Raw genomic sequence first — 14,184 nt, forward strand, 5'->3', positions numbered from 1 at the left:
GGGAAGAGAGACCACCCGCCGATGACAGACGTCCGAATCAGGGATGCGGAGACCGCAGACCTCGAGACGATCACCGCGATCCACAACCACGCGGTGCTGCACACCACCGCGATCTGGAACGAGGATGCGGTCGACCTCGCCGACCGCATCGCCTGGCTCGCCGATCGCACCTCGCACGGCTATCCGGTGATCGTCGCGGTCGACGACTCCGGCGTGCTGGGCTATGCGTCGTACGCGCAGTGGCGTCCACACAGCGGCTACCGGCACACGGTCGAGCACTCCGTCTACGTCCTCGGCGGTCAGCACGGCCGCGGGATCGGCACCGCGCTGATGGCCGCACTCGTCGAGCGCGCCCGCGCCGCGGGGATGCACGTCATGATCGCCGGAATCGAGAGCGGGAACGCCGCTTCCATCGCCCTGCACGAGCGCCTCGGCTTCACCGAGGTCGGGCGGATGCCGCAGGTCGGGGCCAAGTTCGGGCGCTGGCTCGACCTGAGCATGCTCCAGCTCGTGCTCGACGACCGCGCCGAACCCGGCGCCGCATCCTGACCATGGACCTGCTGCAGTGGTTCGTCGATGCCTTCAACTCGAACTGGACGCTGCCCGGCGGGCAGACGCTCCTCGTCCGTGAGGTCGTCGGCAACGCATTCGGCCTGGCGAGCGCGCTCGGCGGCATGCGCCGGAAGATCTGGGCATGGCCGGTCGGCATCATCGGCAACCTGCTGCTGCTCACCGTCTTCCTCGGATCCGCGCTCAGCCCCGACCCCTCGCTGCCGCACCTGCTCGGCCAGGCCGGCCGGCAGATCATGTTCATCGCCGTCGCGATCTACGGATGGATGCGTTGGCGCAACGCCGAGGGTGGACAGATCGTGCCGAAGTGGGCGCCGACCGGGGCCCGCATCGGCCTGGTGATCGTGATGGTCGTCGGCACCGTCGCGCTGACCCCGCTGTTCCGCGCGCTGGGCTCGTGGGAGCCGGTGTGGGCCGACGCCTGGACCTTCGTCGGCTCGCTGCTCGCCACCTACGGCATGGCCAAGGGCTGGACCGAGTTCTGGCTCATCTGGATCGCGGTCGACGTGGTCGGCGTGCCCCTGCTCTTCAGCTCCGGCTACTACGCGACTGGCTTCATGTACGTCTTCTACGGCATCTTCACCGCGGTCGGATTCGTCATCTGGTGGCGGGCGCAGCGCACCGCCGCGCAGCCGGTCGTGATCCTGCCGCCGGACCCCAATCCGAGGCGCCCCGAGGACGACGAGCTCGCCTGAGCGCGCCGCTGCCGGATCCGCCGTCGGCCGAGCTCAGTGCCGCACGCGCGCGAGGAACTCCGCAGTCGCGGCCTGCTGCGGCGCATCGAACACCTGCGACGGCGGCCCCTGCTCGACGACCACGCCGTGCTCGAGGAACACGATGCGGTCGGCGACCTCGCGGGCGAACGACATCTCGTGCGTCGCCATCACGATGGTCGCACCCTGCTGCTTGAGCTGACGCACCAGGTCGAGCACCTCGCCGACCAGCTGCGGGTCGAGCGCACTGGTGATCTCGTCGAGCAGCAGCACCTCGGGCTGCGTGAGGATCGCGCGCACGATCGCGACGCGCTGCTGCTGCCCGCCCGAGAGCCGGTCGGGGTATTCGTCGGCCTTGGCACCGAGGCCGAGCGTCTCGAGCAGCTCGCGCGCCTTGGTGCGGGCCTCGGTCTTGCGCATGCCGTGCACGCGGACGGCTGCGAGCGTGACGTTGTCGAGCACGGTCAGGTGCGGGAACAGGTTGAAGTGCTGGAACACGACGCCGATCCGGGCGCGCACGCCGTCGGCATCCACCCGCGGGTCGGTGATGTCCTCGCCCGACAGGAAGATCTGCCCGTCGTCGATGCCCTCGATGAGGTTCATCGTCTTGAGCAGCGTCGACTTGCCCGAGCCGGAGGCGCCGATCAGCACGACCACCTCGTGCGTGCCGACGGCGAGGTCGATGCCGCGCAGCACGTCGTGGTCGCCGAAGCGCTTGCGCACTCCCCTGGCCTCGATCACCGGAACGCTCATACGACCCCTCCGGCCTGCTCGCGCTTGTTCATCCGCGCGGTGACGACGTCGGTCAGGCGGATCATCGGCCAGCTGAGGATGATGAACATGAGCCCGGCGACGATGTACGGCGTGTAGTTGTAGGTGTCGGCGACCATCAGCTGAGCCGCGCGGACGGCGTCGACCACGCCGAGCACCGAGATCAGGCCGACGTCTTTCTGCATCGACACGAAGTCGTTCATGAGCGCGGGCACGACCTTGCGCACACCCTGCGGGATCACGACGATGCGGAGCGTCTGGCCATGGGTCAGTCCGAGCGACCGTGCGGCGATGCGCTGCGATGGGTGCACGGCCTCCATGCCGGCGCGGAGCACCTCGGCGACGTACGCGGAGTACGTGAGGACGAGGGCGATCGTGCCCCAGAACATCGCGGGCATGCGCGGGAAGATCATCAGCGCGGGGATGCCGAAGCCGATCAGATACAGCACGATCAGCAGGGGGATGCCGCGGAAGAAGTCGGTGTAGGCCGCCGCGAGCGCGCGCAGCGGGAAGAACACCGGACCGCGCAGCGAGCGCATGGTGGCCAGGGTGGTTCCGAAGATCGCGACGCAGACCGCGGCGATCACCAGCACCAGGAGATTGACGAGCAGCCCCTGGAAGATCGGGCCGATGCTGTCGAGCGCGACCTGCGGGTCGAAGAAGGTCTGGCTGACGACTGCCCAGCCGGGGGTGTTGACGACGACGATGACCAGCACCGCCGCGACGACGAGGCTGCTGATCAGTGCGATCAGGACGGACCGGGTGGTCGCCCGGCGCCGCAGGACGCGGCGCGACAGCTCGAGCTCGCTCGGCTGCCACGCCGTGTCGACGGGCTGTGAGGTCATTTGAAGACGGGGACGTCGACCGCGTCGCTGAGCCACTTCTGCTGCAGCTCGTCGAGCGTTCCGTCTTCACGCAGGGCGTCGACCGCGTCGGTCACGTCCGAGGTGAGCGCCGAGCCCTTGGGCAGCACGATGCCGAACTCCTCGCCGCCGTCGGCCCCGGCGAACTGTCCGGTGACCACGCCGTCGTCGAGCTGTGCACCGACGACGTAGAACGCACCGGGGAGGTCAGTGATCATGGCGTCGATCTGGCCACCCTTGAGGGCGAGCACGACGTCGTCGACCGAGTTGAACACGCTGAGGTTCGCCTCACCGAGCTCGGCCTTGGCGACCGTGTAGCTGGTGGTGCCGCTGGCGACGCCGACCTTGGTGGCCTTGAGCTCGTCGATGGTCGTGGCCGATGCCGCGGGCGAGTCGCCGACCGCGACCACGGCCTGCGTGGTCGTGTAGTACGGCGACGAGAAGTCGACGGCCTTCTTACGGTCATCCGTGATGGAGAACTGCTGCAGGTTGATGTCCCAGTCCTTCGGGCCCGGCGCGATGGCGCCGTCGAAGGTCGTGCGCACCCAGACGATGTCGTCGGCCTTGTAGCCGAGCTGCTCGGCGACCGCGTTCGCGACCGCACCCTCGAAGCCCTCACCGTTGGAGGGGTCGTCGTCGACGAACCACGGCTCGTAGTTGGGCTCGCCGGTCGCGATCGTGAGCTTGCCCTCGGTCACGGTCTGCAGGCCCGAATCGTCACCGCTGCCGGATCCGGTCTCGGCAGCGGGAGCGCTGCAGGCGGCGAGGGTGATGGCGAGGGCGGCGGCAGCGGCAGCGGCTGCCGCGCGGCGGAGGGAGGGAGCGAAGGGCACGATGACTCCAGTGCGAGGAAGGGTGTGGAGGAGACGGCGAGGCAGGCGGGTCTGCTTCTGCAGAGACGGTCTGCCTCTACAGAGTAGGCGATTCGGCGAGACGCCAATCGGCGAAATCGAAACCTGGAGACACGAAGCACGAGACCAGGACCTCGTCGGCATCGAGCGGGCGGGCGGCCTGCCAGACACCGGCGGGAACCAGCACCTGGGCGGCATCGTCGGGGCCGAGCACGACCGTGGTCGCCGTGCCCGGTTCCGCACCGTCGCCGCCGAGGCGGAGTTCGAGTCGGCCCGGACCATGCCAGAGCCAGAGCTCATCGCTGGTCACGACGTGCCATTCGCTGCGCTCAGAGGGCAGCAGCAGGTAGTGGATGCAGGTGGCCGCCGGGCGCGGGCCGTTCGGCGTCTCGACGGGCAGCGGGCTCGTCCACGTGCGGCGGAACCAACCGCCTTCGGGATGCGCGGCGAGGTCGAGCCGCTCGGCGGTCGCGGGGCGCTGTGTCATGCGGAACCTCCGGATGCGGGTTCGACGGGTCGGGATTCGGCGGGTACGGATTCGACAGCGGCGCGCCCGAAGGACTCGATCGCGAAGCGCACCTCGCCGGAGACGATCGTCGCGGCGGCGCGGCCTGCCCCGTGCTCGACGAGTTCGGCGACGGCATCCGGGCCGGCCGGGATATCGAAGAAGGTGAGATCCGCGAGCGCGCCGACGGCGAGGTATCCGGTGCGGTCGGGGCCGACGTCGATCCCCATGGCGTGCGCGCCACCGAGGGTCGCGGCGCCGAGCAGTCGCGCGTGCAGGTCGCGGTCGGTGTAGCCCTGCGAGCGGGCGATGCGGGCGAGCTCCGCCACATCGGCGAGCACGTCGAGCGAGGGGCTGGACGACAGGGAGTCGGTGCCGACGGCGATCGGGCTGCCTTCGCGCAGGTACGCGGCGATGGGCGGCTCCTCGAGTCCGATGACGGCGTTCGAGCGCGGGCACAGTGCCACGGTGGTGCGGCGCTCCCGCAGGATGGCACGGTCTCGGGCGCTCATGTACACGCCGTGCGCGATGTGACAGTCGGGCCCGAGCACGCCGAGCTGGTCGACGAACTCGGTGGCGCTGGTGCCGAATCCGGCCTTGCGCAGCTCCTGGAAGCTGGCGAGCCCGGCGGTGTGCCAGGCCTGCGGATGCTCGTGCGCGAACTCGCTCTCGAACGCGGCCTCACCGAGGTGGATGTGGATGCGTCCGCCGCGCTCACGCACGATGTCGGGGATCTCGAGGAGCGGCTCGATGTCGAGCGAGTAGGGGGCGTGCGGCGAGAGGCCGGTGCCGGGCGGGGTGGGCAATGCGTCGAGGGCCTGCTCGACCTGCGCGCGTCCGGTGCGCGCCCAGTCGGCGTTGGTCCAGCTCATCACCTCCCAGTAGGTGATGCCGTGCAGTCGGGCGTCGTGCAAGGCGCTCGCCGCCGCGCGGTCGGTGACCACGTCGGCCACCGCGGTCGTGCCCGAGCGCAGCGCCTGTGCCGCGCCGTCGGCGGCATCCGCGGCCCAGTCGCACCCGCCCTCGTAGACCGGGTCGAACGCCCGCACCCAGTCGTCGAACCCGTCGTACTGTCCGCGGCCGACCGAGGCCATGCCGGTGTACTGCAGGTGGGAGTGCGCGTTCACGAGGCCCGGGGTCAGCACGCCGGGCCAGTGCACCTCGTCGGCGTCGATCCCGCGCTCGGACAGCGACCGCAGCACCCACTCGCGCTCGCCCACGTGCATGATGCGGCCGTCGCGCACGGCGACCGCGCCGTCGACGATCGGTGGAGCGGTGATCGGCACCACGAGCCCGGCGGAGTAGACGGAGACGGCGGTCATGCGGATGCTCCCCGGAATCGCGGCGAGCGCCACTCGCGCAGGGCGTCGACCTGGGCGGGGCTGCGCTCGTCGATGTGCTCACCGCGGGCGGCGAGTGCGGCCGTGCCGATCGTGGTGTCGGCCTCGGGCGGGAGCGGATGCACGCCGGCGGGCAGGTCGTGCGTGAGCAGATGCTCGACGGCGAAGAGCTGCACCGCGAACGACAGATCCATGATCTCGATCGGGTTTCCCTCACCGGCCGACAGGTTCACGCAGCCGCCTCGGGCGATGACGAGGGCCCCGTCTCCGGCGCGTTCGACGAACGGAGAGGCTTCGCCGTTCTCACCCGCATACGGTCGCAGCGTCGAGGGGTCGAGGTCGATCTCGTGCGGAACGCCGCCCGCGACCGTGACGACCGCCGCCGTGCGCAGCACCTCGGCGTCGACCGTGTGCGGAGCGCCCGTGGCCGAGACGACGAGCGCGCCCGGGGCGAGGTCATGCAGCCGGCCGATGCGGTGGCCGTCGTGGGCGGCCCGCAGTGCGCGGACGGAGTCGGTCTCGGTGACCGCCACCTGCACGCCGAGTGCCCGCAGGTGCGCGGCGACGCCCTCGCCGACGGGGCCGTATCCGACCACGACCGCGGGCTGGTCGCGGATGTCGATGCCCGCGGCATCCAGCGCATCGGCGATCGCGAACACGCACGACTGGCCGGTGCCGTAGCGGTTGTCGAAGGAGGTCTTGGTGAGGGCGTCGTTCACGGCGATGACGGGGATCTGGAGCACGCCTTCACGCTGCATGAGCCGAAGCGGAGTGAGCCCGCTCGTGGTCTCCTCGGCCGCACCCTTCAGTTCTGTGGCGATCCCCTCCTCATGCGCGAGGCGGATCAGGTGCGAACCGTCGTCGAGCAGCAGGTCGAACCCGCGGCGCAGGAACGACACGGCGGCAGTGCGTTCGGCAGCACCCGAGAGGGTCGGGTCGCCGTCGACGGGGATGCCCCGAGCACGCAGCACCGCCGCGACCTCGACGTCGATCTCATCGGGGTGCGCGTAGACGGCGACCGTGGCGCCGGCATCCCGCAGCAGCAGGGCGAGTTGGGCGGTCTTGGGTTCGAGCACCATCGCGATGCCGATGCGGACCCCGCGCACCGTCCCCTTCTCGCCGAGGCGCCGGGCGAGGTCGGAAGAGACGGGCATGTGACGTCCGGCCGCATCCACGCGGTCCTCGGCCGTCTTCCGCACGGGAAGCGGGTGGCCGTCGAGCAGGATCTCGGGCGCCTCGCCCGTCACGAACGTCACGCCGCCGTCGCCGAGGTGCGCACCGAGCGCCGGCAGCAGCTGACGCAGCGCCTCGGCCACGGCATCCGTCCCGACGACCGAGAAGTCCCGACCCGACACGAGCAGGTTGGTCTCGCGGGCGAAGCGGCGCACCAGACGCTGGGCGGTCACGGTCTCGTCGGTCACCTGTCAAGGGTAGAGCCCGCGGGGGTGGAAGATGAGCACGTCATGTACATCTCAGACTTCAAAATGTACAATTTGCCCATGTCCACGATCAGCGTCGCCGACGCGCGCAACAACCTCTCGACGGTCATCGCCCGCTCCCAGGAGGAGGCCGTGTTCATCGAGCGACGCGGTCAGCGTGCCGCCGTCGTGGTCAGCCCGGAGCAGTACGAACGGATGATCGAGGCACTTGAAGATGCCGAAGACGTGGCCGCGTTCGACGAGGCGATGGCAGAAGAAGGCCCGGACATCCCCTGGGATCAGGTGAAGGCCGACCTGGGCTGGACGTGAGTTATCGGATCGAACTGCGCCCCGCTGCGGTTCGAGCATTGAAGAAGGTCGACCATCAGGATCGCGACCGGATCCGCGGTGCCATCGCCCTGCTCGGCGAGAACCCCCGCCCGCCGGGAGCGAAGGCGCTGCAGGGACGCGACGGACTCCGCGTCCGCGTCGGGAACTACCGCATCATCTACACGATCGACGACGACGTGCTCATCGTCGCGGTCGTGACGCTGGGTCATCGGCGGGACGTCTACGAGCAGTAGCGAAGCCGGAGTGCTGGACGTCGCCGCCTAAAGCGAAGCCGATCCGATGCTTGCGGGGGCATCGACAACACAACGTAAGCCCCAATCGGTTCACGGGCTGCGGCGTCACGGATGAGGGGCACCGGACGTTGGTGAACCTCACCCACAGCAGCGCACGAATCAGTCGCGCCGTTTGCCGCCGCGCTTGACGCGAAGGACCAGGTAACCGACGAGTGCGACGACGGCGATGAGCACGATCACCGTGATGACGAGGTGCAGGGGTGCGATACCGGAAGTCATGCGTGAGACGACCCTTCGTGTCGTGCCGGTTCCGCCCGGCGCCGGCGACGCACCCTCGCCCCGCCGAGGACCCCGCCGACAGTAAGGACCATGATTGCCGCGGAGACGTAGCCGTTCACGAAGAACGCAAGGACACCCACACCAACGACAATCAGGAGATCGGTCAGGGAACGCAGCCCGGTGTGGCTTCGTCGGGTGCTTCCAGGCCTCTGGATCACGTCGGTCCTCACTGTTCCTTCCGCGGCTCACTGGCGGCAGCAAGGGGTTCCTTCAGGTAACATGTTACCCGCCGAATCGGGCTTAGGGCCCTCCTCGCATGGGCTCGAGGATGCTAGTCTTGGAACATCACGATCAGCCCGCTCGCCTCACGGCTCGGGCTGATTTTCTTTTGGGGAGACACGTGGTCGAGTACACCAAGCCTTGGATGTCTATAAAGCAGCAGATTGCGCAACTCCAGGGCAGAGGTCTGATCGTCGACGACGAATCGGCCGCTGAACAGTTGCTCGAAGAGGTTGGCTACTACCGCCTCACGGGGTATCTCTATCCATCTCGCGAGTCGGAGAAGTTCATTGATGACCGCGGTCGCCAGTCGACTCGTATTCTGAGTTCGTATCGGAAGGACACCCGTCTGGAGCATGCTGCGGCGCTGATCGCATTCGATCGCGCGCTACGCCTGCTCGTTCTCGAGGCCGTCGAACGCATCGAGGTTTCGCTTCGTACTCAAGTCGGCTACATCCTCGGCCAGACTTCGGCCTTCGCGCACCTCGATCAACGATGCTTCACTCCGGCCTTCACCGCGCCATCCATCGATACGGGCGCTGGCGTGATGACGAGCAAACATGCCGAGTGGATCAGCCGCGTGGACGAAAGGCGAGCCAGCTCGAAGGAAGCCTTCGTCGAGCACTTTCGACGGAAATACGACGATCGAATGCCGATTTGGGCACTGACCGAGATTCTTGAACTCGGCCACCTCGCCAAGCTCTACCGCGGGCTGCAGAACGATCTCGCCACTCGGATCGCCCTTCATTACTCAGTACCCAGCAAGACTGTCCTGGCCAGCTGGATCGCGAGCACCAACTATGTACGGAACGTCGCGGCACACCAGGCGCGCTTGTTCAACAGAAAGCTCGTCGATGCGCCCACCAGACCAAAGAACAATGCGATTCCCGTGTTGGCGCACCTGCGTGAAGACACAGCGCCGAAGCAGGACTTCGGCCTCTACAACTCGTTGGCCGTAATCGCGTATCTGCTGCGCAGCATCGGTGGTTACGCCGATTGGACGCGGCGCCTCAAGGAATTGGTAGCCACCTTTCCGAGTGTCCCCCACGTGAGGATCGACAGCATGGGCTTCCCCGACGGGTGGGCTCAGCAAGGCCTCTGGAAAACCAGCGGATCGAGCTAGACCCATCGACCAGCATCCCCCGGAATGTGTCCGCGCATTTCGGCGGCCCTGGACCGCCCCGCGCCGTTCGCCTTTCATGGGGGCATGACCCGTCAGATCCGCTTCAACGCCTTCGACATGAACTGCGTCGCCCATCAGTCGTCCGGCCTGTGGCGGCACCCCGACGACCGGTCGCGGCAGTACAACACGATCTCGTACTGGACGGATCTGGCGAAGCTGCTGGAGAGCGCGACCTTCGACGGCATCTTCATCGCCGACGTGCTCGGCACCTACGACGTCTACGGCGGCACGAACGAGGCCGCGATCCGCAACGGCGCCCAGGTGCCCGTGAACGACCCGATCCTGCTGGTGAGCGCGATGGCCGCGGTCACCGAGAACCTCGGCTTCGGCATCACCGCGGGCACCGCATTCGAGCACCCCTACCCCTTCGCGCGCCGGCTGAGCACCCTCGACCACCTCACCCAGGGCCGGATCGGCTGGAACGTCGTGACCGGATACCTGCCCAGCGCCGCCCGCAACATGGGCCAGGAGGATCAGCTCGCGCACGACGACCGCTATGACCGCGCGGACGAGTACGTCGAGGTGCTCTACAAGCTCTGGGAGGGCTCGTGGGAAGACGACGCCGTGGTCGAGGACCGCGAGCGCGGCATCTTCACCGACCCGTCGAAGGTGCACCCGATCGGGCATGAGGGGAAGCACTTCAGCGTTCCCGGCATCCACATCTCAGAGCCGTCGCCGCAGCGCACGCCGGTGATCTACCAGGCCGGTGCGAGCCCGCGCGGAGTGAAGTTCGCGGCCGAGAACGCCGAGGCCATCTTCGTCGCCGCCCCCTCGAAGGAGGTGCTCGCCGGCACCGTGAAGCGCATCCGCGATGCCCTGGAAGCCGCCGGACGCGACCGGTACGACGCCCGCATCTACACACTGCTCACGGTGATCACTGCCGCGACGAGCGAGGAAGCGACCGCGAAGCACGCCGAGTACCTCTCCTATGCGAGCCCCGAGGGCGCGCTCACCTTCATGTCGGGCTGGATGGGCGTCGACCTCTCTCAGTACGCAGAGGACGAGCCGGTCGGGAACGTCGAGTCGAACGCGATCCAGTCGGTGCTGCAGCACTTGAAGGAAGAGGCCGACCTCGGCCGCGAATGGACCGTCGGCGACTTCGGACGCCACAACGCGATCGGCGGCCTCGGCCCCACGGTCGTGGGCTCTGGTGTCGAGATCGCCGACGAGCTGCAGTCCTGGGTGGAGGAGACCGACATCGACGGCTTCAACCTCGCCTACGCGGTCACACCCGGCACGTGGCAGGACGTCATCGAGCACGTGATCCCGGTGCTGCGCGAGCGCGGCGTCTACCCGAATGAGTACACGCCCGGCACCTTGCGCAACAAGTTGCAGGGCAAGGGAGACCGCGTGCAGGACACGCACCGCGCCGCGAAGTACCGCGTCGGGGCGTTCGCGCCGAGCGTCTGAGTGCAGTACTCCGGAATAGAACAAGTAGTATTTGTACTCGTGGTACAAGCATCATTAGCATAGAATGATGACCAAGCCGCAGAGGTACCGGGATGTCTCGCGATTCCTCCGCGGGCAAGGCTGGCAGAACACCCGCACACGCGGCAGCCACCACATCTGGCAGTCCGGAGACCGGACGCAGACGCTGTCCATCCCGGTCCACGGTGACACAGTAAAAGCCGGAATCGTCCGCCAGGTGCAGACCGCGTTCCCGAACACTCCGAGCGCATGGAATTGAAGGGCAGGGACATGACGACCAGACTCAGTGCCCGCGCCTCCCGCGATGACGACGGATCGTGGACGATCGAGATTCCGGAGCTCACCTCCGAGACGCCCAGCGGCGCAACGATCGTGGCGACGGGCAGCGCGCTCACTTTCCGCGGAATCAAGAAAGCCGCCTCCGACCTTGCGTCCGTCTGGCTCGATGTCGAGCCCACTGATGTCGAGGTCGACATCGTCATCGATGCGCCCAGCCGAGTTATGCAGTTGCTCGCGGAGAGCAATGACGCGACGGCCGCCGGAGAGGCGGCGATAGAACGAGCGGACAGGCTCCGGCGCGAAGCAGCTCGTGCGCTCCGCGCCGATGGCTACCCTCTCGAAGCAGCCGGCGCTATCCTCGGCGTCACGTACCAGCGGGTGCAGCAGCTCGCCAGCTAGTACGCGCACGTTCTTGAGGCGCCTGCCGGGGGCGAGTTGGATCACCAGCACTCCGACGACGCAAGTCGCTCGACGCAAGTCACCTGACTCACCTCTACGGAAGGAGCAGATCATGGCTCGAGTGATCGTCCACGCGACGGTGACCCTCGACGGGTTCCTGGCGGATGCGGACGGCGGAGTCGGCTGGATGTTCGGCCGCCCCTCCGCTCCCGAAGACGATGTCGTCGTCGAGAACGTCATGAAGAACATCGGCGCCATCGTCGGCGGGGCGAACAAGACGCAGACCATCGACGAAGGAGAGATCCCCTACGGCGGCATGCTCAAGGTGCCGGTCTACCTCATGACCCACAGCGAGCACGAGCCGATCGAACGCGACGGGATCACCTACACCTTCGTGGTCGACGACATCGCGCAGGCGGTCGAGTCCGCCACACAGGCGGCGGGCGACAAGTGGGTCAGCCTGCTCGGCGGGAGCATCTCGCGACAGTGCCTCCAGCTCGAACTCGTCGACGAACTCCACCTAGACGTCGCGCCGGTCCTGCTGGGCGACGGCATCTCGCTGTTCGCCGGTCTCGGGCAGCGCATCGAGTTGGAACGCCTCGAGACCTCGGCCTTCGCGAGCGAGACCCACCTTCGCTACCGCGTGCTCCGCTAGGACCTCTCGCCGAGAACGCGTCCGACGAGGGGGCCGCGCCGTCAGTCGTCGCTGCGGCTGAAGATCCCGCGCAGAACGAGGAACACCACCACGGCGACGACCGCGACGATCGCGAGCTTGAAGATGAACGCGAGCACCGAGAACAGCGCGCTCACGATCCACCACGCGATCACGACGGCGAGGATGACGCCGAGGATGGTCCAGATGTTCTTGGTCATACCTCCAGCCTACGGAGTCGAGGCTGGGGGGATCTCCTCGAGCGAGCGATAGACGGGCAGCCCGCGCTCCTTCGCGATCTCCACGTCCTTGTCTGCACCCGCCGACTCACCGGGAAGGCGCAGCACCGCGTCGCAGTGCTGCAGCAGTCGGTGCGCCGTCTCGTACATCACGTCGCCCTCGCCGGCATCGACGGCATCGAGGGTGCGCAGGATCGGCAGCGCCGCCCATTCACCGATCATCGGCACGTGGCCGAGGCGGAAGATCGGCCCGGAGACCTCTTCGAGGCGCGCCAGGTTCTGGGCGATGAGTTGGGGGTCGCCGCCGGTACCCGAGCGGTACGGACCGGCGATCAGGATCAGGAGTGGTTTCGTCATGCGGATGACTGTAGTCTGAATCATGCAAGAACGTGCAACTTCGTGAGGAAACATATGCTGGCCGCGCAACGCAAAGACCACCTGCTCGCTCTCCTGGAGCGTGACGGACGGGTGGTGGCGAAAGCCGTCGCCGACGAGCTCGGCGTTTCGGAGGATGCCATCCGCCGTGACCTCCGAGAGCTCGCGGACGAGGGCAGACTCCTGCGCGTCTACGGCGGTGCGCTGCCGATCCCCGCTCCCGAGCCCCCGGTTCGCGAACGCGCCGCGCTGGCGACCGAGAGCAAGGAACGCGTCGCGCGCGCGGCGGTGGCCACCGTCCGCCCCGGATCGACGATCGTCCTCGACGCCGGCACGACCACGCTGGCGATGGCCCGGCTCCTTCCCTCCGGTATAGGGATCACCGTCATCACGCCGAGCCCGGCCATCGCCCTCGCCGTCGCCGAGCACTCGGACGCGCGGGTGATCATGATCGGCGGCGAACTCTCCCGACACTCGCTGGTGACCGGCGGCGGGCTGGCCATGGAGGCGATCCAGCGCCTCGCTGCCGACACGTTCTTCCTCGGCGCCACCGGCATCGACCCCGAACGCGGCCTCACCACGGGCGAACTCGACGACGCCGTCACCAAGCGCGCACTCGCTTCGCGCTGCACCGAGACAGTGGTGCTCGCGAGCGAGGAGAAGATCGGCGCTGCCGCTCGCTACCCCGTGCTGGCGCTCGACGCCGTCACCGCGATCGTCACCGACCCCGCCGACACCAACCCCCTCATCGCGGAGGTCGAAGCACGGATCGGCAGCCCGGCGTGATGGGCGCCGTTGCCGACCGCACTAGCGTGATCCCATGAGCTTCACGCCCCTCCGGTCCCGGTCGCGCAACCTCTACACCTGGTTCGCCACTCGCCCAGATCTCTTCGTCTCCGAGCGCTCGCCCCGGAAGTCGGCGACCTGGCTCGTGATCGCCGGGCTCATGGTGGTCGTGATGCTCCTCGTCTACCTCAACCCGGAGGCGACGGTCGAACTGCTCGGCGGACGCGTGCGCAGCGGGCTCGCGATCGCCGGTGCCTTCTTCCTCCCGCCGGCTGTCTTCGTCGCCGCCATCGTGATGTTCTTCGTCGGTGCGCGGCGCTGGCGGATCAAGGGCGGCGGCGTGCTGACGAATCCGGTGATCCACGGTGTCGCCGCGGGATTCCCGCTCGATCAGGCCCTGTCCACGCTGCAGCGCGGCAGCTCGGACAGCGCCGGGATCGTCGCCGCCCTGAAAGACGTGATCGCACACCGGGGCGATGACCGACTCCTCACGATCTGGACGTCCGACGCCGACCGGGCGATGTACATCGGCGTGATCCGCGTCGCGGGGAAGGAACTCTGGATCGACTCCGAGCCGCTCGCGCTGGACCCGGCACTCTTCTTCGACGCGAAAGACCTCGACCTCACCGCGATGCGCGAGCAGGCCGGCCTCGGCGGTCGCTGAACCGAG

Annotated in this window: 19 protein-coding genes; 11 read left to right on the forward strand and 8 right to left on the reverse strand. The window is 68.0% G+C overall.

Going from position 1 to position 14,184, the window contains the following annotated elements:
* Positions 1–21: 21 nt before the first annotated feature.
* Both ACCO44_RS18280 and pnuC read left to right on the forward strand, forming a co-directional pair.
* The gene (locus ACCO44_RS18280; protein ID WP_262002093.1) at positions 22–549 is read left to right on the forward strand and encodes a GNAT family N-acetyltransferase; all 528 of its coding nucleotides are present in this window, start codon (positions 22–24) and stop codon (positions 547–549) included.
* A 2-nt stretch (positions 550–551) separates the two neighbouring features.
* Entirely contained in the window at positions 552–1,265 is a 714-nt protein-coding gene (gene pnuC / locus ACCO44_RS18285) for a nicotinamide riboside transporter PnuC (RefSeq protein WP_105712098.1), read from the forward strand.
* 33 nt (positions 1,266–1,298) lie between these two features.
* On the opposite strand, the gene ACCO44_RS18290 is transcribed toward pnuC, so the two are convergent.
* The 6 genes from ACCO44_RS18290 to ACCO44_RS18315 all read right to left on the reverse strand — a co-directional run bounded on the left by ACCO44_RS18290 (position 1,299) and on the right by ACCO44_RS18315 (position 7,034).
* Entirely contained in the window at positions 1,299–2,036 is a 738-nt protein-coding gene (locus ACCO44_RS18290) for an amino acid ABC transporter ATP-binding protein (protein ID WP_372467692.1), read from the reverse strand.
* Positions 2,033–2,899 carry an amino acid ABC transporter permease gene (locus tag ACCO44_RS18295; RefSeq protein ID WP_091030652.1) on the reverse strand — a complete coding sequence of 289 codons (867 nt, stop codon included), beginning with the start codon at positions 2,897–2,899 and terminating at the stop codon, positions 2,033–2,035. The genes ACCO44_RS18290 and ACCO44_RS18295 overlap by 4 nt, the downstream gene beginning before the upstream one ends.
* Positions 2,896–3,750 carry an ABC transporter substrate-binding protein gene (locus tag ACCO44_RS18300; protein WP_372467693.1) on the reverse strand — a complete coding sequence of 285 codons (855 nt, stop codon included), beginning with the start codon at positions 3,748–3,750 and terminating at the stop codon, positions 2,896–2,898. Before ACCO44_RS18300 ends, ACCO44_RS18295 begins: the two co-directional genes overlap by 4 nt.
* Before the next feature lie 76 nt (positions 3,751–3,826).
* Positions 3,827–4,255: a cupin domain-containing protein gene (locus tag ACCO44_RS18305; protein ID WP_372467694.1), complete on the reverse strand. Its 429-nt coding sequence runs from the start codon at positions 4,253–4,255 to the stop codon at positions 3,827–3,829.
* The gene (locus ACCO44_RS18310) at positions 4,252–5,595 is read right to left on the reverse strand and encodes an amidohydrolase family protein (RefSeq protein WP_372467695.1); all 1,344 of its coding nucleotides are present in this window, start codon (positions 5,593–5,595) and stop codon (positions 4,252–4,254) included. Before ACCO44_RS18310 ends, ACCO44_RS18305 begins: the two co-directional genes overlap by 4 nt.
* Entirely contained in the window at positions 5,592–7,034 is a 1,443-nt protein-coding gene (locus ACCO44_RS18315; protein WP_372467696.1) for an adenosylhomocysteinase, read from the reverse strand. The genes ACCO44_RS18310 and ACCO44_RS18315 overlap by 4 nt, the downstream gene beginning before the upstream one ends.
* Before the next feature lie 78 nt (positions 7,035–7,112).
* On the opposite strand from ACCO44_RS18315, the gene ACCO44_RS18320 reads away from it, so the two are divergent.
* The 7 genes from ACCO44_RS18320 to ACCO44_RS18350 all read left to right on the forward strand — a co-directional run bounded on the left by ACCO44_RS18320 (position 7,113) and on the right by ACCO44_RS18350 (position 12,117).
* Positions 7,113–7,361 (forward strand): type II toxin-antitoxin system Phd/YefM family antitoxin, encoded by a 249-nt coding sequence (locus ACCO44_RS18320; protein WP_029264316.1) that lies wholly within the window; start codon positions 7,113–7,115, stop codon positions 7,359–7,361.
* On the forward strand, positions 7,358–7,615 hold the full coding sequence (locus ACCO44_RS18325) for a type II toxin-antitoxin system RelE/ParE family toxin (RefSeq protein WP_029264315.1): 258 nt from the start codon (positions 7,358–7,360) through the stop codon (positions 7,613–7,615). Before ACCO44_RS18320 ends, ACCO44_RS18325 begins: the two co-directional genes overlap by 4 nt.
* Positions 7,616–8,294: 679 nt before the next feature.
* The gene (locus tag ACCO44_RS18330; protein ID WP_105712162.1) at positions 8,295–9,296 is read left to right on the forward strand and encodes an Abi family protein; all 1,002 of its coding nucleotides are present in this window, start codon (positions 8,295–8,297) and stop codon (positions 9,294–9,296) included.
* An 84-nt stretch (positions 9,297–9,380) separates the two neighbouring features.
* Positions 9,381–10,766 (forward strand): LLM class flavin-dependent oxidoreductase, encoded by a 1,386-nt coding sequence (locus ACCO44_RS18335; RefSeq protein WP_372467697.1) that lies wholly within the window; start codon positions 9,381–9,383, stop codon positions 10,764–10,766.
* Positions 10,767–10,833: 67 nt separating this feature from the next.
* The gene (locus ACCO44_RS18340; protein ID WP_167381543.1) at positions 10,834–11,043 is read left to right on the forward strand and encodes a type II toxin-antitoxin system HicA family toxin; all 210 of its coding nucleotides are present in this window, start codon (positions 10,834–10,836) and stop codon (positions 11,041–11,043) included.
* Positions 11,044–11,054: 11 nt separating this feature from the next.
* The gene (locus tag ACCO44_RS18345) at positions 11,055–11,462 is read left to right on the forward strand and encodes a hypothetical protein (RefSeq protein ID WP_372467698.1); all 408 of its coding nucleotides are present in this window, start codon (positions 11,055–11,057) and stop codon (positions 11,460–11,462) included.
* Between the two features lie 112 nt (positions 11,463–11,574).
* On the forward strand, positions 11,575–12,117 hold the full coding sequence (locus ACCO44_RS18350) for a dihydrofolate reductase family protein (protein WP_372467699.1): 543 nt from the start codon (positions 11,575–11,577) through the stop codon (positions 12,115–12,117).
* 41 nt (positions 12,118–12,158) lie between these two features.
* On the opposite strand, the gene ACCO44_RS18355 is transcribed toward ACCO44_RS18350, so the two are convergent.
* Complete coding sequence (locus ACCO44_RS18355; RefSeq protein WP_047522894.1) at positions 12,159–12,335, reverse strand: hypothetical protein; 177 nt, start codon at positions 12,333–12,335, stop codon at positions 12,159–12,161.
* Positions 12,336–12,344: 9 nt separating this feature from the next.
* A complete protein-coding gene (locus ACCO44_RS18360) occupies positions 12,345–12,710 on the reverse strand; it encodes a hypothetical protein (RefSeq protein ID WP_029264312.1) in 366 nt (121 codons plus the stop codon).
* 54 nt (positions 12,711–12,764) lie between these two features.
* On the opposite strand from ACCO44_RS18360, the gene ACCO44_RS18365 reads away from it, so the two are divergent.
* Positions 12,765–13,514, forward strand: a complete 750-nt coding sequence (locus ACCO44_RS18365; protein ID WP_372467700.1) for a DeoR/GlpR family DNA-binding transcription regulator — start codon at positions 12,765–12,767, stop codon at positions 13,512–13,514.
* Between the two features lie 34 nt (positions 13,515–13,548).
* Positions 13,549–14,178 (forward strand): hypothetical protein, encoded by a 630-nt coding sequence (locus tag ACCO44_RS18370; protein ID WP_372467701.1) that lies wholly within the window; start codon positions 13,549–13,551, stop codon positions 14,176–14,178.
* Positions 14,179–14,184 lie beyond the last annotated feature (6 nt).

Source organism: Microbacterium maritypicum, from assembly GCF_041529975.1.
Taxonomy (GTDB): Bacteria; Actinomycetota; Actinomycetes; order Actinomycetales; family Microbacteriaceae; genus Microbacterium.